The sequence below is a fragment of the Rhodococcus sp. ACPA1 genome, assembly GCF_002300195.1.
Lineage (GTDB): Bacteria > Actinomycetota > Actinomycetes > Mycobacteriales > Mycobacteriaceae > Rhodococcus_F > Rhodococcus_F opacus.
Genome location: NZ_NSDX01000004.1, coordinates 1,229,113 through 1,253,903 on the forward strand (window position 1 = coordinate 1,229,113; position 24,791 = coordinate 1,253,903).

Consider the following 24,791-nt stretch of genomic DNA (forward strand, 5'->3'; position numbering starts at 1 on the left):
TCGGCTGTGCGTCAGTAGTAATGGCGTCTGCCCGCGACCGCGTGCCCGGCCATGCCCATGACCTCGAGGACCACTCCGATGATGATGAGCGCTATCCCGATGTACAGGAGCACTGGGACGCTGAGGACCAAGCCGACGATGGCGAGGATGATTCCGAGAATGATCATGATAATGGCCTGATTTCGGGACGGGGTTGAGTGCCGGGCGGGTGTGCAGTGCGGGTCAGTGTTTGAAAATGTTCTTGATCTTCTGCCCTGCCTGCTTGACCTGGTCGCCGGCTTGCTTCATCTTGCCCTTGGCTTCCTGTGAGCGTCCCTCGGCCTCCATGCGCTCGTTTCCGAGCGCCTTCCCGACGGTCTTCTTGGCGGCGCCTTCAGCGGTTTCAGCCTTGTGTCGAAGCTTCTTTCCGATGCTCATAACCAAGTCAACGCCGGATGCGACCTCATGTCAACACTGTAGATCTACGGTTTAGGCCTACAGTTGGAAATGAGGGAAGGTGTCGTGATGGCGAAGGTGCCCGAGCGTCGTTCGATCCACTCCGACGGTGGCCCGATCACCCGTGAGCGGATTCTCGAGTGCGCGCTCGAGATCATCGACCGAGACGGAATCGACGGGCTGTCCATGCGCCGCCTCGGTAAGGCACTCGGCCGCGACCCGATGACCCTGTACCGCCACGCCCCGAACAAGGCCGCGCTGCTCGACGGGGTCGCCGAGCTCGTCCTCGAAGAACTCGAGGTCGACACCGACGACGGCGACTGGGCCACCCAGCTACGGCAGGTCGCGCGGGGGTTCCGCCGGTTGGCCGTCGCCCATCCCCAGGTGGTACCGCTACTGGTCACCCGGCCGCTGTCGACGCCGCTCGGGCTCAGGCCGCTCGGCACCCTGCGTCCCCTCGAGAACATCCTGGCCCTGCTCACCAAGGCGGGTTTCACCGATGCCGATGCCTTGCACGTCTATCGGGCGTTGTTCGGCTTCCTCTACGGCCACGTCCTCAACGAGTTGCAGGAACTCGTCGAGCGTCCCGACGAGTCCGACGACCTTCTGCGCCTCGGCCTTCACCGCCTGCCGATCGGCGAGTTTCCCTTACTCCGGGGTCTGGCACCGGTCCTGGCGTCCTACGACGGCGCCGCCGAACTCGAACGCGGAGTCGACATCCTCCTCGCGGGCCTGACCGCGACGCTGACGCAGCCCGACCCTTCGCCGGGCCGGTGATGTGAGACGCTCGAACATCGACTTGGGCGGGCCGATGGTGCCGATATCGAAACCGATCGGGCCGAAGAGTCGAGATAGGGTTGGCTCGTTCGTCATTCTCTACAGCCGATTTGTTACGGGTGAGAGGAGCGACCTGTGCAGTACATGCTGTTGATCTACAACTGTGAGCGGCCCGAACCGGGCGATCCGGGTTTCGCCGAGGCGCTGGCCCGGGTGAACGCATTCGCCGACGAGTGCCGCCGCCGCGGCGTCTTCGTCTCCGGGCACCCCCTGCAGCCGGAACACACCGCCACCACCGTCAGCGTTCGGGACGGTCGGACGCTGATCACCGACGGACCGTTCGCCGAAACCCACGAACACCTCGGCGGCGCCTACGTCCTCGACTGCCGCAATCTCGACGAAGCCCTGGAGCTGGCCGCGCTGTGCCCGTTGGCCGAGCTGGGGTCGATCGAGGTGCGGCCCATCGTCGATGTGCCGGGGCTGGACCACCGTCCGGCGAATGTGACGGCCGGCGGCGAATGAACGTCGAACCGGGGCTGCAGCAGGTGTACCGGGAGCACCGGGCCCGGATGCTCGCAGCCCTGATCCACGTGCTCGGTGACTTCGAACTGGCCGAGGATGCACTGCAGGATGCGTGTGCTCTCGCGTTGCGTAAGTGGGGCGACACCGTCCCGAGCGACCCTGTGGCCTGGCTGCTCACGGCGGCCCGCAACAGCGCGATCGACCGGCTGCGGCGGGCCCGGCTCGGCCGGGAGAAGCTCGCCCAGGTCGGTGAACAGTCCAGGGTGGTGACGGCGATGACCGACGTCGGTGAGGACAGCTTGCTGCGCATGGGGGACGAGCGGCTGAGCCTGATCTTCGCGTGCTGCCACCCCGCTCTCGCCGAGGACGCGCGGGTCGCCCTGACCCTGCAGGCCGTGGCCGGGCTGACCGCAGGACAGATCGCCCGCATGTTCCTGATCGGCGAGTCGACGCTGGCGCAGCGGTTGGTGCGGGCGAAACGCAAGATCCGCGACGCCGCCATCAGTCTGGAAGTCCCCGCCGATCACCAACTGCCCGAGCGGGTTTCCGGCGTTCTCGCGGTCGTGTACCTGATCTTCACCAAGGGCTACGCCGCCGCCCCTGAGCAGTTCGAACAGAGCACGCTGTGCGAGGAAGCGATCAGGCTCGCCAAGCTCGTCGCCACCCTCATGCCCGACGAACCCGAAGCGCTCGGACTGGTCGCGTTGTTGCTGCTGCAGCACTCGCGGCGCGCCGCCCGCTACGACCGCGCCGGTGATGTGGTGCTGCTGTCGGAGCAGGACCGCTCACGCTGGGATCGCGCCGAGATCATCGAAGCGATCGGCGTCCTGGACCGGGCACTACGCCTCGGCAGACCGGGTCCGTATCAGCTGCAGGCCGCGATCGCCGCCTTGCACACCCAGGCCGCTTCGGCTGATCACACGGACTGGCCGGGCATCGCCGCCCTCTACACCCAATTGCTCGCTGTCGATCCGTCACCGGTGGTGGCGTTGAACCACGCCGTGGCCAGGGCCATGACGGGCGGCCCGGAAGAAGGGCTCGCACTGATCGACGGAATCGACGGGATCGACCGCTACCACCTGCTGCACGCGGCACGAGCCGACCTGCTGCGCCGCCTCGGCCGCACCACCGATGCGGCAATCGCCTACCGGCGGGCACACGAACTCGCCGACAATCCCGCAGACCGGCGATTTCTCGCCCAGCGTCTGCTCGAACTCGACCTGACGGAGTCCTCATGAGACTGTCGATTCTCGACCACGGCCACACCCGACGCACCAAGTTGTTCCTCATGCTCACGTCCACCATGTCGCGTGTGGACAGCCCCGACATCGTGAAGCTCCTGCTGTACCGGCCGGGCTTCCTCACCCGTCCGCTGTTGGAACTCACCGCCGACGCGATGCGCGGGCAGTCGTACTGGACCGCCGCGGAACGGGAGTATCTCGCGATGTGCACCGCGCAGTTGCACCGCTGCCCGTTCTGCATCGACACGCACGCCGAGCTCACCCGCATCGCGGGCCACGGCGAGATCGACCCGGATGATCCCGCGTCGGCACGGCCCCCACTGAGCGCCGTCCGCGAGTTCCTCGACACGATCACTCGCACGCCGGAGCGTGCCGACATCGCCGGAGTTGCCGACCTGCCCGAACAGGCGCTTCGGGAAGCATTGCGTGTCAACCTGGTGTGGAACATCGTCAACCGCCTTGCCAACGCGTTCGGCTTCACCCTCCGAGAAGGCCAGTTGCACAGCGGTACCCGCTCCCTGCACCGTTTCGGCTACCGCTTTCCCGGCTTCCTGCTCGCAGACGGCGAGAAACCCGACGACAGTGACGATGTCGTGGCCAACCTCCGCCACTCGGTGTTGAACCGGCCCGCCGTCACCGACCCGGGCCTGCGCACCGCCGCCGCGGCCGGTGACCCGCTTCCAGAACCGTGGCAGGCCTACGCCGCGATGGTCCGCGACGCCTCCTACGCGATCACCGACACCGACATCGGCAGGCTCCTCGCCGCCGGACCCACCGAGGATCAGGTCTTCGAGGTCACCGTCGCCGCGGCGGTCGGCGCGGCCCTGGAGAGTTTCGATGCCGGAATGTCCGCACTGGGACACACGTCCAAGAGCTGAATCGAGCAGATCGACGGAAAAACCTGACACAGGATGTCAGGGTCTCGGTGCGAGCATGGTTTCACCGTTCGGCGCCGGGCCCGGATCGACATCGACACAGACAAGGACCTCCATGCGCGAAACACGAGAAGAGCTCGAAGAGCTCCAGACCCTCCTCGACGCCTCCCTGTCCCGCTCCACCGCACATCTGCGTTCGATCATCAACACCGAGAGCACCCTGACCGCAGAGCAGCTCACCCAGATCGTCACCGGCATGTGCACCCTCGCCCTGTCCACCGTCACGGCCAAGGGCGAACCGCGAATCAGTGGTGTGGACGGGCACTTCCTGCACGGAAAGTGGCATTTCGGCACGGCGCGCGGCGCGGCAAAGGCCCGCCACCTCGCTGCCCGGCCGGCCGCCAGCGCCGCGCACATGCGGGGTGAGGACCTGGGCGTGTTCACGCACGGCACGGTGGAGATCCTCAACCCCCGGGACGGCGAGCCGGCCGCGGACTGGCCGGACCTGCTCGCCTACTTCAAAAGCTTCTACGGCGAAGACTTCTTCGACTGGGACAACGACGTGGTCTACTACCGGCTGCATCCGCACTGGATGACCGTCTACGCCGCCGGTCTCGGCGCGGCACCGGTTGCCGGGTGAGGCGGTACCGTCGGCCGTGTGGCTCTCATCCATCACGCTCAACTGTCTCCGTCCAAGACCGAGATGCTCGGTGACTGGGTTCCTCGCCAGTCCTGGATCGGTTCCGCCGACGCGTCGTCCCTCGAGGTCGTCGGCGCGTACCGGTTCGACGATCCGGCCGGGGAGGTCGGCATCGAAACCCACCTGGTCCGGACGGCGGACGGGCAGGTCGTGCAGGTGCCGGTGACGTACCGCGGTGCCCCGATGGCCGGTGCGGAGGCGTCGTTGATCACCACGATGCACCATTCCGTGCTGGGTGAGCGCTGGGTCTACGACGCCTGCGCCGACCCGGTGTACGCGAGTGCGCTCGCGACCGCCATCCTGACGGGAGGAACCGAGGCGGAACTCCAGTTCGCCGCACCCGCCGAGCGCCGAGAGGTGACCACCAGGGTGTCGGGTAGCGGCTCACCGGGCTCGACCGTGCCGGTCGTCGGTGCCGTGACCTGTACGAATGAGGGAGCGACCACTGTCATCACGACGGCCGCGATCGGCATGCGGGTGTTCCGGGTGATCGATCCGGATCGGGTCGCGGACCTCGGCTCGCACACTCTGGAGGGCACCTGGCCGGGCCGAGGTGCGCCGGCGCTGCTCGCGATCGCGCATCCGACAGCTGACCACGACGTGTGACGCGGGAGAGGCGGAATATCTCCGAGGACGGTACAGTTGAACCCGTCGACGGTGTCGGACATACCCCGGGTACCACATTAAAATTGTCGCCGAGAGCGACCACTTGCCGAGAGGCGATATGACGGCACCGTCGCAGAGGCCGTCGGCACCATTTTGGTGTCGGCGGCTTTTTTCTGCCCTGGACCTCACCCGACAGGCTCGAATCCGGCCAGCATCTGCTCGAGTGCGGCCTGGTCGGGCCCGATGAAGGGGTCTGACTTCGGTGCCTCGGCGAGCATGTCCAGAAACTCGGCGGTGCGTCCGTCCGCCGGGGGGAGGTGGGTGCTGAGGATCCATCGCGGGTCGAGCGCCCGGACCGCGGCGACGGTGCGCAGGAATTTCGCCTCGTCCACCAGGTGCACCCAGGGACTGTCGACGGTGGCCCACAGGTGCTGCGCGGCACGGACGGCGCTGGGTGCGGAGTACCCGACGTCGTTGGCGGTGGCGAGTTCGGCGGTCTCCATCGGCGCTCCGAAGCAATCCGACGAGAAGCAGGCCTCGCTGCGGTCGTCGTAGAAGCCGACGGTGCTGGGATTGTCGAACAGCGGGGGCCGCAGCGCCGTCAGTGTGTGATCGCCGACGTCGAGGGATTGACCTGGATTGAGCAGGTAGACCCGGTCCATCGGGACGGGCCGCGCGCAGGACATGATGCCTACGCCCGCGAACGTCGTGATCAGGCGGGCGCGCGGCGCCGCGTCGAGCAGGTCGAACAACGCGCCGGTGTGATCGCGGTCCGGATGCGTCAGCCAGATCCACTCGACGTCCGCGGGGTCGAGCACCGATCCCAGGGCGTCCATGAAGCCGCGTCCGGGCAGGCTGAGTCCGGTGTCGACGACGACGGGTTCGGCGGCGTGGAGAACGTATGCGTTCACCGGTAGGTGCCCGATCCCCGGTACTTCCAGTTCGTCGCCGAGTACCGTGATGTCGCGTCGGATTCTGTTGATACGCATGGGAACTCTCCTCAGTCGTCGTAGTCGACGCGGATCAGCGACCGGGCGATCGTTGCCAGTTCGGCTTCGGTCGGCTCGTATCCCCGCGGGACCTTCAGGCCCAGTTCGAACGGGGTGGCCCCGTTGTCGAGCGCGGCACGGAATGCGGCGCCTGCCTCGGCGGGGGTGGCCTCGAGTAGCAGGGCCCAGCCCCGGCGGACACGGCCCCGGTGGGTGACCGTCACGAGTGCGCCGCCGGCGAAGTTGCGCCGCCACGGACGCTCGGTGAAGACGAGCGTCTGACCGTCGACGTCGTGCAGGCATACCGGCACTCGCAGGGTGCGCCCGGTACGACGGCCGGTGAACTCGATCAGTCCTTGGCGCCGGATGCGCCGCCCCAGTGACCGGGTCGTGAGGACCCGCCGGACCAACGGGTTGACCAGCCGCATCAATTGGGGTGGCGGCGGGTTCAGCCGCACATTTGCGGTATCGGTTTTGGACATGTCACCGACGCTAGGAGCGGTGGAGCGGGCGCACCATTCCACAATTCTGGTATTTCCGGCGCCGATCCGCGCTCGTACGCTTGACTCGTGAGCGTGGATTCCGTGCAGTGCGCGGCAGACAAGGTCGCACGATTGTGCGCCGCACCCCGCGGCCTGGTGTCGCTGTGGCGGGACGCATCGGACGTCGTCGCCGGTGTCGTCCCGTACTACTGGACGCCGTGCTGGTTCACCCTCGACCCCGTGTCCATGCTGATGACCAGTCACTATCACTTCGGCATGGACGAATTTCCCGGAGAATGGCTGGCCGCCGAGTACTACGAGGACGACGTTCAGTCCGTCCCCGACGTAATGCGGTCCGCCGAAGGGATTTCCACGTTGCACGAAGCCGCGCACGGCGATCCGTCGGGAAGTCCGCGCTGGCGCCGGAACCGGACACTCGGCGGCGACCAGGAGTTGATTGCGCGGTTACGCACGCGCTCGGGAGAAACCTGGGGAGCGCTGAGCCTCTATCGCGACGAGGGGATGCCGATGTTCTCGGAAACCGAGAAGTCGTTCGTGCAGGAGATCGCGCCGGTCCTCGCGGGCGGTGCCCGCCGCGCACTGCTGTGCGGGCAGGCCGAGGAACCGGAGTATGCCGATTCGCCGGGTCTGCTCGTCCTCGACGAGAACTGGAACATCGAATCCGCGACGCCCGGGGTCGACCGGTGGATGGTGGATCTGCCGGGCGGGGACTGGGATCGGGGGGAGTTGCCGGCCGCGGTGATCAGTCTCGCCGGTCGTGTGTTGCGGTGTGTGGAAGACCGCGACCGGCTGGGCGACGTGGCCATCTCGCGGGTGCTGTCGCGGTCGGGGGCGTGGTTGGTGCTGCACGGGGCATGCCTGACGTCGACGGGCAGGCGGCGGATCGCGGTGATCGTGGAGCCGGCGCATCCGAGCCGTCTGTATCCGCTGCTGATGTCGGCGTACGGGCTGACCGAGCGCGAGAAGGAGGTCACGTCGATGGTGTTGCAAGGGGCGTCGACTTCGCAGATCTCCGCCGAACTACACGTGTCGGCACAGACCGTGCAGCAACATCTGAAGAGCATCTTCGACAAGACCGGCGTGCACAGCCGACGCGACCTGGTCGGCAAGGTGTTCTTCCATCACTACGAGCCGCGGTTCCGCGACAACGAAAAACGGACCGCCGCGGGCAGGCCTGTCCGCGGCGGTCCCTGGCCGACGCAGAGCAGTTGAGTTCCGATCCGGGCCAGTAGGGGCGGAGGCCTACTGTTCCTTCTTCAGGCGGGCGGCCAGCATGGCCTTGCCCAGATCGCCACCCTTCCGGCTCACGGCTTGGGCGCGGCGGAAGAAGTCGGCCAACTCGGCGTCGCCGTCCATGTCGGCGTCCGAAATGTAACCCTCGAGACGCAGAGCGTTGCTCAGTGACGCTTCGACGAACCAAATCAGGTTGTAGTCCTTGTCCCGAACACCCGTCACCGAACGTGCATCTTGTTCGCTCATCAGTGCGTCCTTCCCGAGAAACGGCCGACTGTCTTGTGGTTCCTGCCTACCCGTGTGGTTGCATCGTAAACGTGAGGCGCGCCGGGCTCAGGCGAATACCCAGTTCATCAGGACGACATACAGCCCGGTTCCGACGACGATCGAGAGCACCGCATTCTTGCGCCACAGGTGCACCGCGGCCGTCGCACCCACCGCGATCAGTTCGGGGATCCCGTGCGACGGGGCGGTGACGGAGACGTTCTTCAGCGAGTACGCCACCAGGATCAGCATGATCCCGGCCGGCAGGTAGACACCCAGATAGCCGACGAGCGCGGACGAGCGCAACGGCATGACGATCGCGAAGGGGACGGCGCGCAGGGCGAACGTGACGATCGCCATGATCGCGATGGCCGCGAGGATGTAACCGGCGTCAGGCATCGGTGCGCACCTTTCGCCGGGCGAGGAAATAGCGGACGACGAGCAGGCTCACGAAGGCGCCCATCGCTATCGGCAGCATGTGTCCGGGGTCGACGAGTCGCGCGATCAGCGCGCACATCACGGCCATCGAGGGCACCGCGAAACCGCTCTGGGACCTGATGGCCTCGATGGACAGCACGACGAACAGAGCGGTCAGCGCGAAGTCGAGGCCGACGATGTTCTCCGGGATCCATTGCGCCGCGGTCGCTCCGAGCATCGCTCCACCGATCCAGTACGCGTGGAGATACAACTGCGAGTACACGATGACCCGGCCGGACATCGACTTCCGGTCGCCGGTGACCGTCATGGCGTACGCCTCGTCGGTCAGCGCGAACATGCTGTAGAAGCGGGCGAGCCGGCCCTTCACCCTGTCGAGGGGAAAGCTCAAGGCGTAGAACACGTGCCGGAAGTTCACCAGCAACGCGGTCAGCGCGATGTACGGGAGCGGCGTCATCGCCGCCACCATGCCGACCGCGATGAATTCGAGGGAACCGGCGTAGATCAGCGAGGTGAAGACCATCGCCCACCACGGGTTGAATCCCTGCTGGACGACGAGCACCCCGAGGGCGATCCCCAGCGGAACCAGCCCGATCCCGACGGGGAGGGACGCCTGCAGGGCGCGACGCCACTCCGGGGGCTGCCGGGGGTCGGAGTCGACGACTGCGGTCGTCGAGAGGGATGCTGGATCGATCACCACGCAAATCTATAGCAACTATCCCGGTGCACGATTGCGGGCAAATGCCCATTTTTCGCACTCTGCGCAATAATAGTTCAATGGATGACATCGATCACGCAATTCTGGACCACCTGCGGAATGACTCCAGTCTGACCAACACGGAATTGGCGGATCTGGTGGGTCTGACTCCGTCCCCGTGCCTGCGCAGGGTCAAGAAGCTCGAGGCGGACGGAGTCATCACCGGCTACCGCGCCATCGTCAGCCAGGAAGCGCTCGATCGGGGTTTCCAGGTGATCGTCACCGCCGAGATCGGTGTGAACGACCAGGCGACCATCGAGCAGTTCGAGTCCCGGGTCGCCGCCTTCGACGAAGTGATCGAATGCCGGAGGCTGTTCGGGATCCCCGACTACTTCATCCGGGTGGCGGTCCGCGACCTCGCGACGTACGAGAACTTCATGGCCACCAAGCTCAGCGGGCTCCCGGCGGTGTCGCGGGTCACCTCGTTGATCACGATGAAGACCATCAAGAGCGCCGACTGAGTCAGCGGTGCGCCGCGACCTCTCGGTAGAACTCGAGATGTTTCTGCGCGACGTCGTCCCATCGATGTGAGCGAGCGAAGGCGCGTCCCTCGTCGAGGGAGGCGCCGTCGGCAGGTTCGGTCAGGGCGCGTGCCATCTCCTCGTGGGTGGACGCGTACCGGACCGTCCCGCGAAAGACCTCCCGCAGGACCGGCAGGTCGCGTGCGACGACGGGAACGCCCGCCGCCAGGGCTTCCATCGCGGCCAGCCCGAATCCTTCCTTGGTGGAGAGGAAGGCGAACGAGCGCGCCTGGGCCACCAGCGAGGGGAGTTCGGCGTCGTCGATCGTTCCGAGAATGGTCGGTGTCACACCCAGCTCTGCGGCCCGCCGGTCGAACTCGTCCCGGTACCCCCGGTAGTCGAACAGGGTCTCGCCGCCGGCGAACACCAGCCGCAGGTCCGGTTGCTCCTTCACGACCAGCGCGAACGACTCCACCAGGTCGATGCTGCCCTTGCGCGGTTCGATACCGCCGACCGCCAACACGTAGTCGCCCAATTCATCGGCCCACCTGCGGCGGCGCCCGGTGTCCTCGCGTGCGTCCTCGAATCGGGCGGCGTCCACGCCGTTCGGAATGACGGCGCAATCGAGACCCCACCCGGCGGAGACCTCCGCGGCGACGGCGGCGGACACGCAGATCCGCGCGTACGGATCCACGATCGCGCGCTCGTGGCAGGCGGCCAGCGCGGGCGTCGTGAACTGGTCGAGGTGGTGGACGGTTCGCACGCACCGCCCGACCGCGTTGGCACTGATGCAGTCCTGCGCGTGGACGATGTCATAGGCCGCCGGTGGGAAGGCGGCGCGCATCGTCTCGATGGATCGGAGGATCCGCTCACCGACGGTCTCGTCGTCGACGTGTGCGAACGGCACCACCCGCACGGTGACAGTCGGGTCGACCGGACGGAAGAAAGCGGCGTCGCCGTGCCTGCCCAGGGTCCAGACCGTCACGTCCGCGCCCTGCCGGGCGAGGGCCTCGGCCAACGCCAGCGTGTGCACGACTCCCCCGCGGGGTTTGGTCGAATAGGTCAGCAGAGCGATCCGCACGTCAGTGTTCTCCTCGGTCCAGCAGTCTCCGGTAGCTGTCGATGCGGCGTTCCTCCAGGTGCCGCAGCACCTTCCTGGCCCGATTCACCTCGTAGTCGACGTCGAGTTCGGCGACGGCGAGGCCGCCCTTCGTCCCCGTTCGCGCGAGCACGTCGCCGCCCGGGCCCACCACCTTGGCCTGACCGAGGAATCGCAGTCCACCCTGGATTCCGGTCTGGTTGGACGACACGAGGACCACCTGGTTCTCGGCGGCCCGCGCCGAGTCGTACAGATCGAACAGGCGGGATTGCCTGTCCTGCATCATGCGCGCCGCCCGGTCCGTGATGCTGGCCGGCCACGCGGACAACGCGGCGATGATCCGCGCGCCGTCGAGCGCGAGGGTGCGGGCGGATTCCGGGAACGTCTTGTCATAGTCGATCAGCATCCCGATCCGGCCCACCGGTGTGTCGAAGGCGGTGAACGAGTCACCCGCTGCGTACGCCAGGGATTCCCCGGCCGGCTGATGCACCTTGCGGTGACTGCCCAGCACCCCGTCGCCGGTCACGCAGGCGGCGGCGTTGTATCGCACCCCGTCGCACAGTTCCGTGTACCCGATGCAGACCGTCATGCGGCCCGCCATCTTCGCGACGGCCTTCAGCTCCGGGCTGTCCGCGGCGAGCGCGGGCGGGAGCTCCTCCGTGTCCGGCCGCCGGAGATCAGAGATGTAGCCGCCGAGGCAGGCGTCGGGCAGGACGAGCAGGTCCACCCCGTCGTTCGTCGCACTCTCGATCAGCGCCTGCAACTTCAGGAGCGCGCGATCGATGTCGCGGCCGAAGTGCCCCGCCAACGCTGCCAACCGTGTCGTCACCATAAGCGTCAGGCTAGTGTCGCCGTCGCCGGCAACACACCCGCTTCGAGTTCGAGGCGGTCCGCCAGATACTCCGCGTCCCGCGCCACTCCCGCGAACCGTCCCGAACCCCACGTGTGCTGCCACGGAAGGCCGAGGAAGTACAGCCCGGGCACCGCGGTGACGCCGCGGTTGTGGGTGGGATGGCCCTCACCGTCGAACACGCCCGCGCGGAGCCACCGGTAGTCGGTCCGGAAACCGATGGACCACACCACCGACGTGATGCCCGACGTCGGCAGCTCCAATTCGGTGACCTCACGTTCGGGACGCCAGACCGGCACGTACCGTTCCTCGCGCGGCGCATCGATGCCCTCGCGGGCGATGTAGGCGTCGATGGAATCCTTGATGCTCTCGCTCACGGCGTCGGCAGCATCCAGCGACGACTCCAGGGTGGGCGCGAACCGCAGGGTGCCGTCCACGACGTCGAGCAGCCGCCCGTAGAGACGCATTCCCGCGAGCGCGAACGCACGGAGGTCGATGTCGCGGCCACCGTCCCGGCCGGTGACGTAGTGGTTGGTGTTCTCCCGCTTGCCCAGACCGCCCGGGTGATCGGCGATCGAGACGTCGTAGGTGCCCATGTCGTGCAGCCAGGCCACGCAGTCCCGGCCGCGGTAGAACCGCGCGACGCGCGGCGCCCCACCGGTGACGAGGTGGACGGTGCGACCCGCGAGATGGAGATCCTCCGCGATCTGGGCGCCGGACTGGCCGTTGCCCACCACGAGAACCTCGCCCGCGGGCAGTTCGCCGGCGCTCCGGTACTGCGACGAGTGCAATTGCGTGATGTCGGCGGGCAGCCGTTCGGCGAACCGGGGAACGACTGGTGTGTGGTACCCGCCGGCCGCGACGACGACGTGGTCGGCGTGCATCGAGCCTTCCGTCGTGTCCACGTCGAATCCTCCGGAACCCGACTGTCGGACGGCGACCACCGTGACGCCTTCGCGCACAGGAGGATCGAAGGTATCGGCGTACCCGCGCACGAACTGGTAGGTCTGCTCGCGGTTCATGAACCCGTCGGGATCGCCGCCCGAGTAGCTGTATCCCGGAAGGGTGCACTGCCAGTTCGGAGTGACGAGGGTGAAGCTGTCCCAGCGACTGTCGCGCCACTCGTGTGCGATCGACTCTCGTTCGAGCACCACGTGGTCGATTCCACGCTGCACCAGATGCCAGCTGATCGACAGGCCTGCCTGGCCGCCGCCGATCACGACGACTGTGTGTTGTTCGGTCATCGCGACTCTCCGGGGAGTGAAGCCGGGTTCATCTCGAGGACCCGGACGAGGGATTGGGGGTCGAGGGTGCGGCCGGCGCGTTCGAGTTCCTGCATCTGCTCGGAAGCGGACGTGCAGTACATCCCGAACTTGGCACGGACTCGCTCACTGGCCTCGGTGAGCGCCGTCGTGGTGCGTGTGAGGAAATCGGCGACCGTGTAGTCCTCACCGGCCACCAGGTGGTCGTGCATGACCAGCGACGGCGAGTAGCAGGACTGGGTGCTTCCGTCCGGCCAGCGCACCGTGAACGTCATCTCAGGCATCGACGGACTCCAGTTCGGCTGTCGTGGTGCGGAGGAACGACGGTCGCGCCGTCGCGTCGAGCCGGGTGCCGCTCACCCGGTTCTCCGCGACGACGTCTCCGTACAGTTCCGGCCGGCGGTCCCGGAGGTTGTACATCCCGCCGCTGCGAATCGCGTCCAGTTCGGCCTGCACATCCAGCGTGGCCGAGGCGAGGCCGGGTTCCACGCCTGTGGTGGCGAGGATCTCGCCGCCCGGGCCGACGATCTTCGCGCTGCACACGAACCGGAGCGACCCGAACGTTCCCGCCTGATTCGACGCCACCCAGACCACCTGATTCTCCGTGGCCCGCGCGCGGTCGTAGATGTCGAATCTCTGCTTCCACCGATCGTCCTCGGGATTCTCGACGCGGTTGGTGCGGGCGGTGGGCCACGCCGACAGCGACGTGATGATCTCCGCGCCGTCGAGGGCGAGCGTCCTCGCGGCCTCGGGAAAGGCCTTGTCGTAACAGATCTGCATGCCCATCCGTCCGACCGGTGTGTCGAACGCTTCGTACTTGTCGCCGGCGCGGTAGCAGAGGTTCTCCCCCAGCGGTTGGTGCACCTTGCGGTACGAGCCGAGTATCCCGTCACCGTGCAGCGTCACCGCGGCGTTGTACCGGTCGGCGCCGTCGGCCTCGCAGAATCCGAGGGTGATCACCAGGTCGCCGGCCATGTCGACGACCCGCCGGATCTCGGGCCCGTCCAATTCCAGTGCGGGCGGGAGGCTACGGAGCCGCCGCTGCCGCTGCTCCTCGGTTTCGTCGCCTCCGCCCAGGCTGGGGAGGTAACCGCCCAGGCAGGCCTCCGGAAGCACGAGTAGCGAACTCCCGGCCGCCCGCGCCTGCTCGATCAGTTCACCGATCGTGCGATACGCCTGTTCCATGTCGCGGCCGAACTCGGTTGCCGCAACGGAGATTCCGATGTCAGTCATGCTCTTCCCAATCCTGTGACCGTGGAGTGCACCACGCGTGTCGTTACGCCGTCGGGCCAGCGAAGGCTGACCCCCGGCTCGTATGTCAATTCCCCGCAGACGGCCGAGGTGGCCGGTCCGGCGGGCGCCGGCGCGCTACCCCGCCGATCGGCGGTGATCATCGCGAACCCGGGAAAGCACGTCATCCAGTCACCCGCCGTCGTTCCGGGCGGCCTGGGGACCGATGCGGCGTCGAGGACGGCGCCGAGTCCGCTCGCCTCGGCGAGCATCCCGGTGGTGCCGGCGAACCCCGCCATGCTGATGTCCTTCGCCGCGGCGGGGCGGGTGCGGGCGACGAACGAGGCCATGTCCCGCAGTTCGTCCGAGCTGCGATGGGACGTCGAATCCCACTGCTGTCCGGTGTATCCCGGCCGCCACTGCCCGTCCAGGTCTGCTGTCAGCGTGAGCTCGTCGCCGACCCGGCCACCACCCGCGGGCACCGGATCCGCGGTGCGTCCGAGCGCCGTCACCGACAGCGCCGCGGGAACACCGAGCTGGGTGTGGCCGCCCAGTACCGGTACGTCCCACGCTTCCGCGGCCCGGCTGAGCCCACGGATCACCTTCGACAGGATCGAGGTGTTCGGTGCGCCGACCGAGTCGAGCATCCCGACCGGGACGGCACCCATCGCCGACAGATCGTTGAGGTTGACGAGGGCGGCGCACCATCCGGCCCACTCGGGATCGCGCTGAACCATGGCGGGCAGGATGGCGTCACACGCCGCGATCAGGTCGCTGCCCGGTACCGGTGCGCCGTCGTCGCCGCGGAACCCGCTGCCGCCGAGCGCATCACCATGCTTCCCGAAGGGTGTCAGGGTGTGGGCCAGACACGACTTCGTGCTCTGGACCAGACGCTCGACGCGATCGATCGGCCACGTCATGTGCACGTGCGGCGCGCCCGCCACCGTGACGTCACCCAGCCGCGTCCAGCCCAGGTGGGCGAACATCGTTTCGTTTCGGCTCTGCACGGTGGCGTCGAACCGCAACGCGCCGCGGGATTCGGCGTGGGCGCAGGCGGCCCGCACGAGTGCCTTTCCGATTCCCCTGCTGTTCCGCACGTTTCGACCCACCACGAGGCGGCTTCCCGCCCACCACCCGAGGTCGGTGCCGTCCGTCATCGGGGCGAGGCGAACACCGCCGAGCACCTCGCCCGTGGTGCTGATCGCCACGAGCACCACGGTTCGGGGATCGTCGTCGACATCGTCCCGGTCGCTGGCGGTGAACAGTCCCTGTTCCACGACGAACGTCTCACGCCGCAGTCGTCGGTACGCCTCGGTCATCACCCGACCGGTGGCGGGTTGCACGAGGAAACTCCACTGAGACTCCTGAATCGACGGCCCGGTGAGGACGGCGAAATCGGAAGGAGTGCTCTCGGCGGTCGGCAGGTCCCACATGTCAGCCTCCTGCGTTCTGAAGGACGCTGCAGGCCCCACACGCGGCGCAGCCCGCCTTCTGGTCGGCGCCGCGCATGCCGCCCGCCTGCAATTCCTTCGCCACCCGCGAGGTGACGTCGGCGAGCAGGGCCGGCGACGGCGCCTGCGCCCCGTCCTCGACTGCCAGCGTGCCGGCGAGCGGCCGGAACGGGACGACGAACGGGTAGACGCCCATGTCGATCAGTTCGGCTGCGCCCGCGACCAATTCGTCGGGATCTTCACCCAGCCCGACCAGCAGGTACGTCGACACCTGATTCCGTCCGAAAACCCGTACCGCCTCGCGCCACGCCGCCCGGTACTCGTCCAGCGGAACAGTCGCCTTGCCGGGCATCCAGCGCCGCCGAACCTCGTCGTCCAGGGACTCCACGTGGATGCCGATGGAATCGGCCCCCGCGTCCCGAAGATCCGCGATGGTCGCGAGATCGCCGGGCGGTTCGCACTGCACCTGTATGGCGAGGTTCGGGGCCACCGCCTTGACGGCCGCGACGCATCGCGCCAGGTGACGGGCACCGCGATCCTTGGCCGCCGACGTGCCCGTGGTCATGATCATCTGGGTGACGCCGTCGAGGCGGACGGCGGCTTCGGCGACCTCGGCGAGTTGTTCGGGCTTCTTCACCGCGATGGTCGAGCCGGACTGCAGGGATGCCTCGATCGAGCAGAACCGGCACCGCTGTGCCGGGTCGTATCGAATGCAGGTCTGGACCACGGTCGTGGCGAGGACGTTCGTCCCGTGCAGCCGGGCGATCTTCTCGTAGGAGATTCCGTCGGCGGTATCGAGGTCGTAGAAGCGGGGCCGGCGGACCGGCTCGATTTCCACCCCCATGTCGGTGCCGTTCAACAGCAGACGGTTTCCACTGACTTCGTACGGGCTGTCGGACCGGATGGGGATGGCGCCGCCGATCCCGCCGATCAGTACATGACCGTCGTCGCTGGGGCCGGCGCCGGAAGTCCGGGTGACCGGGACGTTCAGTGATCGAATTCCACGTACTGCTACGTCAACTCGTGTCGAGAGATCGCTCATGGTTCACACCTCAGACCATGTATGTGGAGTTGATGATGGCGCCCTTGCGGGAGTAGTGGATGATGGCGTCCTGCACATCCAGGGGATGTGCGGGCACGACGCCCTCGATCAGGTCCTCTTCCCGTCCGCCGTGCAGCGCGAGGCCGAAGCGGCACGCGAAGACGGTCCCACCTTCGGAGATGAAGGTCGCGAGTGCGTCGTTGATGTTCTGCTCGCCCGGGAAACCGTTGTCTCCGGTGGTCGGAAACCCGCGCGTCGCAAGGCAGTTGAGGGCGCCGGGGCCGTAGAAATAGATCGCCGACTCGAAACCCTTGCGCAGTGCGCGGGTTGCCTGCAGGACGGCGACGAAGCTGACGGAGGATTCGTGCGCGATGCCGTGCACCAGCGTGAAGTAGGACTCGCCGTCCTCGGCCTTGTAGTCCGGGAAGATCTTCGTCGACCCGTAGAGGTTGGTGCCCTTGGGCAGTGCCGGGTGGGGAATCTCGCCGAGTGCCTTCTGGATGTTCTCGGCGATGGTGTTCTCGATGTCGGTCACAGGGGACTCCTGGTTGTTCGTGGGGGCGGAGGCGCCCGAAGGGCCTGAACGCGCTGATGAGATGCTGTGGGCGACGGGCCGGGCGTAGACTTCGATGTCCATTCGCTCTGCGTGAGGAGAGTGCGCTGCGCACTCCGTCGACCTGAAACAAGTACACGGTTCGGTGATTTCCGAATGGTCACGCGAGGAACAAGCTCAGGTTTCGTAACCCTCACCGCGGCCCGAATCCGGAAATCCGGTCGTAACACCGACCGCGTGATCTGCGCACCCGCCGATCGCAAAAGTAAAGAGTCCTTTACTATGGGTGACTCATACCCCGAATACAGAGAGAGCCATGACCAGCGCTTCGCGCCCCCGAAGACCCAGCCCGCCCCAGAGTGATCACCGCAGTCCCGGACGCACCGCGGGGGTGAATACATGGTGACCGTCCTGAGCATCGGCTTCGGCGTCGTCGTCGTATTACTGATCACCGCCCTGACCGGCTACTTCGTCGCCCAGGAATTCGCGTACATGTCGGTCGACCGCTCGCGGCTCAAAGCCCGGGCCGAGGCGGGAGACGCGGGCGCCGCCCGCGCCCTCGGCGTCACTCGCCGCACCTCGTTCATGCTCTCCGGCGCCCAGCTGGGCATCACCGTCACCGGCCTGCTCGTCGGTTATGTCGCCGAACCCCTGATCGGACGCGGCCTCGGTGAGCTCCTCGGCGGTGTCGGCATCCCCACCGCGGTCGGGATCGGCGTCGGCGCCGTCCTCGCCGTCCTGTTCTCCACCTTCGTCCAGATGCTCTTCGGGGAGCTCTTCCCGAAGAACCTGGCGATCGCCCGGCCCGAACCGGTGGCGCGTTGGCTCGCGCTGTCGACCACGATCTACCTGAAACTCTTCGGCTGGCTGATCTGGCTGTTCGACCAGTCGTCGAACCTGCTGCTGCGTGCGCTGCGGATCGAGCCGGTCCACGACGTCGAACACTCGGCCACCGTGCGGGACCTCGAACACATCGTCGCCGAATCCCGCGACGCCGGTGAGCTGCCGCGGGAACTGTCGACCCTGCTCGACCGGATCCTCGACTTTCCCACCCGCACCGCCGGGCACGCGATGATTCCCCGCGCCAACGTCGATACCGTCCGGGCCCACGATTCCCTGAGCAGTGTTCTCGAGAAGATGGGCGCGGGCCACACCCGCTACCCCGTGGTCGGGAGTTCCTCCGACGATCTGCGCGGCGTCATCCACCTCCACGACCTGCTCGGCGAGCAGGCCGACGGTCCGGCCGCGTCCCGGGCCCGTTCGGCCGTCGTCGTGCCGACATCGCTGCCGCTGCCCGACGTGCTGGAACAGCTGACGGCTGCCCGGGACGAAATGGCGCTCGTCGTCGACGAGTACGGCGGGTTCGCCGGCGTCATCACGATCGAGGACCTCGCGGAGGAACTCGTCGGTGAGATCGCCGACGAACACGATCCCGACGGCGACGCGTCGGTGACGGGGTCCGAATCCGAAGGCTGGACGATGCCCGGCGATCTGCACATCGACGAGGTGGAGCGCATCCTCGGACACGACCTGCCGCCCGGCGACTTCGAGACGCTCGCGGGTGCCGTCATCGCCGAGTTCGGCGGGCTCCCCGTCGTCGGAGACGCCGTCGCGATCCGATTGAACCCGGATCCGGCCGACCTGATCAACGACGCCGACCCGCCCGTCCGCACCCTCGACGCCGAGGTGCGGGCAGTCGACAAGCACGTCCCGTCCTCGCTGTTCGTGAGGCTCCGCATCCTGGAAAGTGACGCGACCGATGAGTAATCCGTGGGTCATCGTGCTCGTCACCGTCGGGTTGATCGCGGCCAGCGCGTTCTTCGTGGCGATCGAATTCGCGTTGATCGCTGCCCGCCGCCACCGGCTCGAGGACGCCGCCCCCACCAGCAGGGCTGCCCGCGCGGCTCTCCGCAGCGCATCCGAGCTGTCCGTGCTGCTGGCCGGATCCCAGCTGGGCATCACCGTCTGCACCCTCGCGCTCGGCGCGGTCACGAAGCCGGCCGTGCATCACTGGCTCACCCCGGCCTTCGCAGGTTGGGGCGCCCCGCTGTGGCTGGCGGACGTGCTCGGATTCATCCTCGCCCTGATCATCGTCACGTTCCTGCATCTCGTCGTCGGTGAGATGGCACCCAAGTCGTGGGCGATCGCGCACCCGGAGAAATCGGCGACACTGCTGGCGATCCCGATGCGCGGATTCATGTGGGCCACCCGCCCGCTGCTGCTGGTGCTGAACCGGATGGCGAACCGGTGTCTGCGAAGGTTCGGCGTGGAGCCGGTCGACCAGGTGGGCGCCGGCCAGGATCCCGACGCGCTGCGTCACCTCGTCGAGCACTCGGCGACCGTCGGCACGCTCGACGAGCGATACCACGGCCAACTGACCAGCGCCCTGGAACTCCAATCGCTCGCAGTGCGAGACGTGGTGCGGCCGAACACCGCCCCGAGCAGTGTCGCCCCGGACGCCACCGCGGCGGCGATCAGGGCGGCCGCGGATCGGAGCGGCCACCTCCGACTGCTCGTACGCGACGCGGACGGGATCAAGGGAGTGGTGCACGCCCGGGACAGCCTGCGGGCCGGCGCCGCAGTCACGGCCGCCGACCTCATGCGCCCGGTGCTGACCCTCGACGCGGACGCTGCCGTGTACGAGGCACTGCACACCATGCGCGAGACCCGCAGCCACCTCGCGATCGTCACCGACAACGGTGAGCTGACCGGTGTCGTCACCTTGACGGATGTCCTCGCGCGACTGCGCCCGGCGGCCGGGGCTTCCGCCTGACCCGTTTCGCACACCGCGGCCGGGGTGGGCATCGGAAGCGGTACCCTCGCGGGGTGAATTCACGGTTGGATGTGGTCGCGCGGGTACGCGGCTCCTTTGTGGGTTCACTGTCCGGCGCGGTCAGCATCGCCGCGCACGGCATCGCCGGAGGCGGAATGCCCCCGAGTGATGGTTCGGTGGTGTTGCTTCTCGCGGCGTGCGCCGCAGTCGGGGCGTCGGTCGCCGCCGTCCGGGTGCCCCGCCGTGAATGGTTGTTCGTGCTGTCGGTGCTCGCTGCGGGCCAGCTGATCGGCCACACCACACTGGCCTTGGCCGCCGATCATTCCCATGGTCTGGGGCTTTCCACCCCGATGATCGCCGCGCACCTCGCCGCGATCGCAGTCGCCGCGGTGCTGGTCCGGTCGGCCGAACGCGCCTGCCTGAGGGCATTGGCGGCGTTGTCGCGCATCGTTCTCGCAGTCCTGGCCCCAGGTCGATACCGGCACCTGGACGGCGACCCCGGTCTACCGCGCGAAGCTGTCGTTGTGGCTGCTGGTCGCCGCGGGCGCCGGCACCCGCGGACCACCCGCTCTCGTCTAGTCGAATCCTTTCTCACCGCCTTCCCGGCACGCACACGACGTGTGGTCGTCGGTCCGGCGTGTTCTCACGCGGCACCAGCAGACTCCCACGCGAGTCCCGGTGCCGATTCCTTCCTGAGTCGGCGCATCCCTGACGTGTCACCTCGAGTTGCCCAGCGCACCCTGCTGTGCGCGGCCTCGACGGCGCTGGGTGCCCGTCTCAGCCGATTCGAAGCGAGATCGTCATGTCCATCCCTGAACTCGAACACGACACACCGGTTGCGTCCTCCCCGGCGTCGAAGGTGTCCGCGCCGCCGCGCAGTTTCCGGCCACTGATCCTGCGCCTGCACTTCTATGCGGGGATCCTGGTGGCCCCGTTCCTGGTGATCGCCGCGGTCAGCGGCGGCCTCTACGCTCTCGCGCCGTCGGTCGAGCAGCTGGTCTACCGCGACTTCCTGCACGTCGACTCGACCGGCCCGGACCTGCCGATGTCCGAACAGGTGCGGGCCGCGCAGCAGGTTCGCCCGGATCTCGTCGTCGCCGCCGTGCGCCCGGCGACCGAACCGGGTGACACGACGCAGGTGATGTTCACCGATCCCACCCTGGGCGAGTCCGAGCGCCGCGCGGTCTTCGTCGATCCCGTCACCGCGGAGTCGGTGGGCGAGCTCGTCGTCTACGGCAGCAGCGGGGCGTTGCCGATGCGCACCTGGATTTCACAGTTGCACCGGCACCTGCACCTGGGCGAGCCCGGCCGCATCTACAGCGAGCTCGCCGCGTCGTGGCTGTGGGTCATCGCGCTCGGTGGCGTGTACCTATGGGTGCAGCGCTACCGCACCACCCGCGCCCGCAACGCGGACGCCGCCAGGCTGTGGACGCTCGATCGGTCGAGCCGCGGACGCAACCGCACCCTCAGCTGGCACGGTGTGGTCGGCATCTGGATCGCGGTCGGCCTGGTGTTCCTCTCGGCCACGGGCCTGACGTGGTCGCGGTACACGGGCGAGAACGTCGGCGAACTCCGTACCGCCCTGAGCTGGACCACTCCCAAGATCGATAAGAAGCTGGACTCGGCGCCCGCTGCCGGCGCCGCCGCATCGGGCGGTCACGACGGGCACGGCGCAGGGCACATCCCTGCGTCGGATCCGGGCATCCTCGACCGCAATGTGGGCGCACTCGACACCGTCCTCGACGTGGCCCGGCGGGGCGGTGTCACCGGTGCTGTCGAGGCGACTGTTCCCGCCGATGCGGGCACCGCGTTCACCGTCACGCAGACCCGCGAACCGTGGCAGTTCTCGACCGACTCGATCGCAGTCGACGGGGCCACGGGCGCGGTGACGGACGTGTCGCGATTCGGTGACTGGCCGCTCGCCGCGAAGCTGACGTCCTGGGGCATCGCCCTGCACATGGGGTTGCTGTTCGGCCTGCTCAACCAGCTGGTCCTGGCCGCCCTCGCGGTGGCGTTGCTCGCCGTGATCGTCCGCGGCTACCTCCTGTGGTGGCGGCGCCGGCCCACCCGCGGCACCACCCGGGCGGTGGGCAGGCCGCCGGTGCGGGGCACCTGGCGTCGAATCCACCCGGCGGCGGCGGTGGCCGGGGCCGGATGCGTCGTCCTCGTCGGCTGGTTCGTCCCGCTGCTCGGCGTCAGCCTCCTCGCGTTCCTGCTCGTCGACGTCGCGGTCGGCGCCCTCGCCCGCACCCGGGCAGGGTGATCGACCGGGGCACCCGTGCAGCCGCGGCAGTTACGGCTTGGGAACCGGGTGCCCCTCCGAGGCCTGGACGACGACGATGCCGTTTCCGGTGAGGCACAGCTGATATGCCTCACCGGAACCCCGGCCGATCGCGGCGCCCATCTTCGCGGTCTTGCGGATCGTCGAGTGCAGGCCGGTCGACCACAGCACCGCGCTCTGCATGTCGACGTACGTGGGGGTGTCCACGTTGAGGACGACGGGAGTGCCGTAGATCGTGACGGCGAGGACACCGCGGCCGGTGAACGTGGTGTTGAACAGTCCGCCGCTGAGCATCGACGCGCCCTCGACGCGGTTGATGTCCCAGCTCAAGGCGCTGTCGAACGCGAGAACGTTGGAACCGCTGACGGTCACCGACTCGTCCTCGAGTTCGAGCAGGAAGATCTCGTCGGCGTCGCGGGCGAGGAACACGTCGCCGCTGCCGGACACCTTCATCAGCGACATGCCCTCACCGGTGAATGCCTTTTTGAAGAACTTCCCGACACCCCCGCTGCCCTGGTAGGCGAAGTCGACGTCCCCCTGGTAGGCGACCATCGATCCTTGCCGGGCAAAGAAGTGACCGCTGGTTCCGGCCAAGTCCACCTTGAGCATTCGGGGATTCTGAAGCACGAAGGTGCCCGGTTCACCACTGCGTTCCGCGTTCTTCATCAGGTCGCTGCGCATGGAGGAATCCTATCCGTCCCGTCAACGAACCCATTCCGGTCCGGGCCCGTTGGCTTCCTCGAAGATCAGCCACGTCTTGGTCGACTGCACACCTTCCAGGCTCTGCAAGCGTTCGAGGACGACATGACGCAGTGCGCTGTTGTCCGGTGCGCGCACCAGGACGAGAACGTCGAAATCGCCGCCCAACAGCGAGAAGTGCTCGACGAAGGGCAGCGTCCGGAGCTGGGTGGAGATCCCCCGCCACGAGTCCTGTCGGATCGAGAGGGCGATGAACGCGGAGGAGCCGAGTCCCGCCTTGGAGTGCGAGATCCGCGTGGTGAAGCCTTCGATGATCCCCGCCTCCTGCAACCGCTCGATGCGGACGTAGGCGTGCGCGCGGGAGATGTGCGCCTTCTCCGCCAGCGCCCGCATCGAGATGCGGCTGTCGGCGACGAGTTCCTTGATGATGCGCCGGTCGATCGCGTCGAGTTCATACGTGTCCGCTGTGCCGCCGGCCATCTGTCCATCCCTGCTGTGGTCGCTCACACTCCGGTGAGACATTCTGCTCCCGATGAGCCGATTCTAGACCGTTTGTCTCCAATTCCGCCTTGTCGTTGTCGATGGGTCGTTCAGTTGCGAGCATTGACGAACACAATGCATCTGGAGGTAGACGTGACGCTCGTAGAGCCGCCCCTGGCGACGCCGTATCGGAAGTTCCTCCCCGCCGAGTGCGCGGTGCAGTATCTGGACGCGGCCGGCGAGCTGACCGAGAGCGAGGCCCGGTATCCGAGGCCGAGCGACGACCGTCTGGTCGAGATGTACCGGAACATGGTGCTGGGCAGGCGTTTCGATCAGCAGGCGACGGCTCTGACCAAGCAGGGCCGGCTGGCGGTGTACCCGTCGTCGCGTGGTCAGGAGGCCTGCCAGATCGCGGCGGCCATGAGCCTGCAACCCGGCGACTGGATGTTCCCCACGTACCGCGACTCGGTCGCGCTCGCCGCCCGCGGCATCGATCCGGTCGAGATCCTCAGCATGCTCGCCGGCAACTGGCACTGCGGCTACGACCCAGCCGCCCACCGCAGCGCCCCGCAGTGCACCCCGCTGGCCACCCAGTTGCTGCACGCGACCGGCGTGGCCTACGGCGAACACCGCAAGGGAAACGACACGATCGCGCTGGCGTTCTGCGGTGACGGCGCGACCAGTGAGGGCGACTTCCACGAGGCCCTCAACTTCGCCGCCGTGTTCAAGGCCCCGGTGGTGTTTCTGGTGCAGAACAACGGATTCGCGATCAGTGTGCCGCTCGCCCGGCAGAGCGCGGCGCCCACGTTGGCGCACAAGGGAGTCGGCTACGGAATCGGCTCCGAGCAGGTGGACGGAAACGACCCGGTCGCCATGCTCGCCGTGATGGACGAGGCCGCGAACTTCGTCCGGGCCGGCAACGGTCCGGTCATCGTCGAAGCTCACACCTACCGGATCGACGCGCACACCAACGCCGACGACGCCACCCGCTACCGCGACTCGGCCGAGGTGGAGCAGTGGCTCGGCCGCGACCCGCTGGCCCGGCTGGAGAAGTACCTGCGCGGGAAGGGCCTGCTCGACGACGCATCGTCGGCAGCCCTCACCGCGGACGCCGAGACCGCCGCAACCGCGCTGCGTGCCGGCATGAACGTCGACCGACCCGGCGACCCGAGGGACCTGTTCCGGTACGTCTTCGCCGAACAGACCCCGCAACTTCGAGAGCAGCAAGCGCAGGCGGAAGCCGAACTGGCCGCCGAGTCCGAGGAGAACTGAC

The 24,791-nt window shown here is 67.7% G+C and carries 29 protein-coding genes and 1 pseudogene; 13 read left to right on the plus strand and 17 right to left on the minus strand.

The window, feature by feature from the left end; translation table 11 throughout:
• Nucleotides 1-11: 11 nt before the first annotated feature.
• Together CJ177_RS47440 and CJ177_RS23665 are read right to left on the minus strand one after the other, a co-directional pair.
• Complete coding sequence (locus CJ177_RS47440) at nt 12-167, minus strand: DUF6131 family protein (protein ID WP_005249980.1); 156 nt, start codon at nt 165-167, stop codon at nt 12-14.
• A gap of 55 nt (nt 168-222) precedes the next feature.
• Nucleotides 223-417, minus strand: a complete 195-nt coding sequence (locus CJ177_RS23665) for a CsbD family protein (protein ID WP_005249981.1) — start codon at nt 415-417, stop codon at nt 223-225.
• Nucleotides 418-504: 87 nt separating this feature from the next.
• On the opposite strand from CJ177_RS23665, the gene CJ177_RS23670 reads away from it, so the two are divergent.
• The 6 genes from CJ177_RS23670 (at nt 505) to CJ177_RS23695 (ending at nt 5,156) form a co-directional block, all read left to right on the plus strand.
• Nucleotides 505-1,212 carry a TetR/AcrR family transcriptional regulator C-terminal domain-containing protein gene (locus CJ177_RS23670; protein ID WP_095868729.1) on the plus strand — a complete coding sequence of 236 codons (708 nt, stop codon included), beginning with the start codon at nt 505-507 and terminating at the stop codon, nt 1,210-1,212.
• 144 nt (nt 1,213-1,356) lie between these two features.
• Nucleotides 1,357-1,734 (plus strand): YciI family protein, encoded by a 378-nt coding sequence (locus CJ177_RS23675; RefSeq protein WP_257014670.1) that lies wholly within the window; start codon nt 1,357-1,359, stop codon nt 1,732-1,734.
• Complete coding sequence (locus tag CJ177_RS23680; RefSeq protein WP_095868731.1) at nt 1,731-2,972, plus strand: RNA polymerase sigma factor; 1,242 nt, start codon at nt 1,731-1,733, stop codon at nt 2,970-2,972. Before CJ177_RS23675 ends, CJ177_RS23680 begins: the two co-directional genes overlap by 4 nt.
• Nucleotides 2,969-3,853, plus strand: a complete 885-nt coding sequence (locus CJ177_RS23685) for a hypothetical protein (protein ID WP_095868732.1) — start codon at nt 2,969-2,971, stop codon at nt 3,851-3,853. The genes CJ177_RS23680 and CJ177_RS23685 overlap by 4 nt, the downstream gene beginning before the upstream one ends.
• A gap of 112 nt (nt 3,854-3,965) precedes the next feature.
• Nucleotides 3,966-4,490, plus strand: a complete 525-nt coding sequence (locus CJ177_RS23690) for a pyridoxamine 5'-phosphate oxidase family protein (protein WP_005249986.1) — start codon at nt 3,966-3,968, stop codon at nt 4,488-4,490.
• Nucleotides 4,491-4,508: 18 nt separating this feature from the next.
• Nucleotides 4,509-5,156 (plus strand): hypothetical protein, encoded by a 648-nt coding sequence (locus CJ177_RS23695; RefSeq protein WP_095868733.1) that lies wholly within the window; start codon nt 4,509-4,511, stop codon nt 5,154-5,156.
• A gap of 185 nt (nt 5,157-5,341) precedes the next feature.
• On the opposite strand, the gene CJ177_RS23700 is transcribed toward CJ177_RS23695, so the two are convergent.
• Entirely contained in the window at nt 5,342-6,145 is an 804-nt protein-coding gene (locus CJ177_RS23700; RefSeq protein ID WP_061040609.1) for an MBL fold metallo-hydrolase, read from the minus strand.
• Nucleotides 6,146-6,156: 11 nt separating this feature from the next.
• A complete protein-coding gene (locus CJ177_RS23705) occupies nt 6,157-6,627 on the minus strand; it encodes a grhN (protein WP_231913823.1) in 471 nt (156 codons plus the stop codon).
• 102 nt (nt 6,628-6,729) lie between these two features.
• Between CJ177_RS23705 and CJ177_RS23710 the strand changes: the two genes are divergently transcribed.
• Nucleotides 6,730-7,860, plus strand: a complete 1,131-nt coding sequence (locus CJ177_RS23710; protein ID WP_061040617.1) for a helix-turn-helix transcriptional regulator — start codon at nt 6,730-6,732, stop codon at nt 7,858-7,860.
• 30 nt (nt 7,861-7,890) lie between these two features.
• On the opposite strand, the gene CJ177_RS23715 is transcribed toward CJ177_RS23710, so the two are convergent.
• The 3 genes from CJ177_RS23715 to CJ177_RS23725 form a co-directional block, all read right to left on the minus strand.
• Complete coding sequence (locus tag CJ177_RS23715) at nt 7,891-8,127, minus strand: hypothetical protein (RefSeq protein WP_005254663.1); 237 nt, start codon at nt 8,125-8,127, stop codon at nt 7,891-7,893.
• Between the two features lie 87 nt (nt 8,128-8,214).
• Nucleotides 8,215-8,544 (minus strand): branched-chain amino acid transporter permease, encoded by a 330-nt coding sequence (locus CJ177_RS23720; protein WP_005249992.1) that lies wholly within the window; start codon nt 8,542-8,544, stop codon nt 8,215-8,217.
• Complete coding sequence (locus tag CJ177_RS23725) at nt 8,537-9,280, minus strand: AzlC family ABC transporter permease (protein WP_025433516.1); 744 nt, start codon at nt 9,278-9,280, stop codon at nt 8,537-8,539. The genes CJ177_RS23720 and CJ177_RS23725 overlap by 8 nt, the downstream gene beginning before the upstream one ends.
• A 77-nt stretch (nt 9,281-9,357) precedes the next feature.
• On the opposite strand from CJ177_RS23725, the gene CJ177_RS23730 reads away from it, so the two are divergent.
• The gene (locus tag CJ177_RS23730; RefSeq protein WP_005254660.1) at nt 9,358-9,798 is read left to right on the plus strand and encodes an Lrp/AsnC family transcriptional regulator; all 441 of its coding nucleotides are present in this window, start codon (nt 9,358-9,360) and stop codon (nt 9,796-9,798) included.
• A gap of 1 nt (nt 9,799) precedes the next feature.
• On the opposite strand, the gene CJ177_RS23735 is transcribed toward CJ177_RS23730, so the two are convergent.
• From CJ177_RS23735 to CJ177_RS23770, 8 genes are read right to left on the minus strand one after another with little or no spacing between them, the layout of a single operon-like run.
• On the minus strand, nt 9,800-10,879 hold the full coding sequence (locus CJ177_RS23735) for an MSMEG_0565 family glycosyltransferase (protein WP_061040607.1): 1,080 nt from the start codon (nt 10,877-10,879) through the stop codon (nt 9,800-9,802).
• 1 nt (nt 10,880) lies between these two features.
• Nucleotides 10,881-11,729 (minus strand): carbon-nitrogen hydrolase family protein, encoded by an 849-nt coding sequence (locus CJ177_RS23740; RefSeq protein ID WP_025433515.1) that lies wholly within the window; start codon nt 11,727-11,729, stop codon nt 10,881-10,883.
• 5 nt (nt 11,730-11,734) lie between these two features.
• Nucleotides 11,735-12,991, minus strand: a complete 1,257-nt coding sequence (locus tag CJ177_RS23745; protein WP_005249997.1) for an MSMEG_0569 family flavin-dependent oxidoreductase — start codon at nt 12,989-12,991, stop codon at nt 11,735-11,737.
• Nucleotides 12,988-13,293: an MSMEG_0570 family nitrogen starvation response protein gene (locus tag CJ177_RS23750; protein ID WP_005249998.1), complete on the minus strand. Its 306-nt coding sequence runs from the start codon at nt 13,291-13,293 to the stop codon at nt 12,988-12,990. Before CJ177_RS23750 ends, CJ177_RS23745 begins: the two co-directional genes overlap by 4 nt.
• A complete protein-coding gene (locus CJ177_RS23755; RefSeq protein ID WP_061040606.1) occupies nt 13,286-14,242 on the minus strand; it encodes a carbon-nitrogen hydrolase family protein in 957 nt (318 codons plus the stop codon). Before CJ177_RS23755 ends, CJ177_RS23750 begins: the two co-directional genes overlap by 8 nt.
• Nucleotides 14,239-15,672 carry an MSMEG_0567/sll0787 family protein gene (locus tag CJ177_RS23760; RefSeq protein WP_061040605.1) on the minus strand — a complete coding sequence of 478 codons (1,434 nt, stop codon included), beginning with the start codon at nt 15,670-15,672 and terminating at the stop codon, nt 14,239-14,241. Before CJ177_RS23760 ends, CJ177_RS23755 begins: the two co-directional genes overlap by 4 nt.
• 1 nt (nt 15,673) lies before the next feature.
• Complete coding sequence (locus CJ177_RS23765) at nt 15,674-16,732, minus strand: MSMEG_0568 family radical SAM protein (RefSeq protein ID WP_061040604.1); 1,059 nt, start codon at nt 16,730-16,732, stop codon at nt 15,674-15,676.
• 10 nt (nt 16,733-16,742) lie between these two features.
• Nucleotides 16,743-17,267: an MSMEG_0572/Sll0783 family nitrogen starvation response protein gene (locus CJ177_RS23770; protein WP_061040603.1), complete on the minus strand. Its 525-nt coding sequence runs from the start codon at nt 17,265-17,267 to the stop codon at nt 16,743-16,745.
• Between the two features lie 417 nt (nt 17,268-17,684).
• On the opposite strand from CJ177_RS23770, the gene CJ177_RS23775 reads away from it, so the two are divergent.
• The 4 genes and pseudogenes from CJ177_RS23775 (at nt 17,685) to CJ177_RS23790 (ending at nt 22,321) form a co-directional block, all read left to right on the plus strand.
• Entirely contained in the window at nt 17,685-19,052 is a 1,368-nt protein-coding gene (locus tag CJ177_RS23775; RefSeq protein ID WP_061040602.1) for a hemolysin family protein, read from the plus strand.
• Nucleotides 19,045-20,058: a hemolysin family protein gene (locus CJ177_RS23780; protein WP_095868734.1), complete on the plus strand. Its 1,014-nt coding sequence runs from the start codon at nt 19,045-19,047 to the stop codon at nt 20,056-20,058. The genes CJ177_RS23775 and CJ177_RS23780 overlap by 8 nt, the downstream gene beginning before the upstream one ends.
• Nucleotides 20,059-20,111: 53 nt before the next feature.
• Nucleotides 20,112-20,637, plus strand: a pseudogene (locus CJ177_RS48395) (hypothetical protein).
• 223 nt (nt 20,638-20,860) lie between these two features.
• Nucleotides 20,861-22,321 carry a PepSY domain-containing protein gene (locus tag CJ177_RS23790; RefSeq protein WP_095868735.1) on the plus strand — a complete coding sequence of 487 codons (1,461 nt, stop codon included), beginning with the start codon at nt 20,861-20,863 and terminating at the stop codon, nt 22,319-22,321.
• Between the two features lie 30 nt (nt 22,322-22,351).
• Here CJ177_RS23790 and CJ177_RS23795 read toward each other — a convergent pair whose 3' ends face one another.
• A complete protein-coding gene (locus tag CJ177_RS23795; protein ID WP_095868736.1) occupies nt 22,352-23,020 on the minus strand; it encodes an AIM24 family protein in 669 nt (222 codons plus the stop codon).
• Between the two features lie 21 nt (nt 23,021-23,041).
• Nucleotides 23,042-23,518 carry an Lrp/AsnC family transcriptional regulator gene (locus tag CJ177_RS23800; RefSeq protein ID WP_007297835.1) on the minus strand — a complete coding sequence of 159 codons (477 nt, stop codon included), beginning with the start codon at nt 23,516-23,518 and terminating at the stop codon, nt 23,042-23,044.
• Between the two features lie 135 nt (nt 23,519-23,653).
• Here CJ177_RS23800 and pdhA point away from each other — a divergent pair, with 135 nt between their 5' ends.
• Nucleotides 23,654-24,790 (plus strand): pyruvate dehydrogenase (acetyl-transferring) E1 component subunit alpha, encoded by a 1,137-nt coding sequence (gene pdhA, locus CJ177_RS23805; protein ID WP_095868737.1) that lies wholly within the window; start codon nt 23,654-23,656, stop codon nt 24,788-24,790.
• Nucleotide 24,791: the final 1 nt, after the last annotated feature.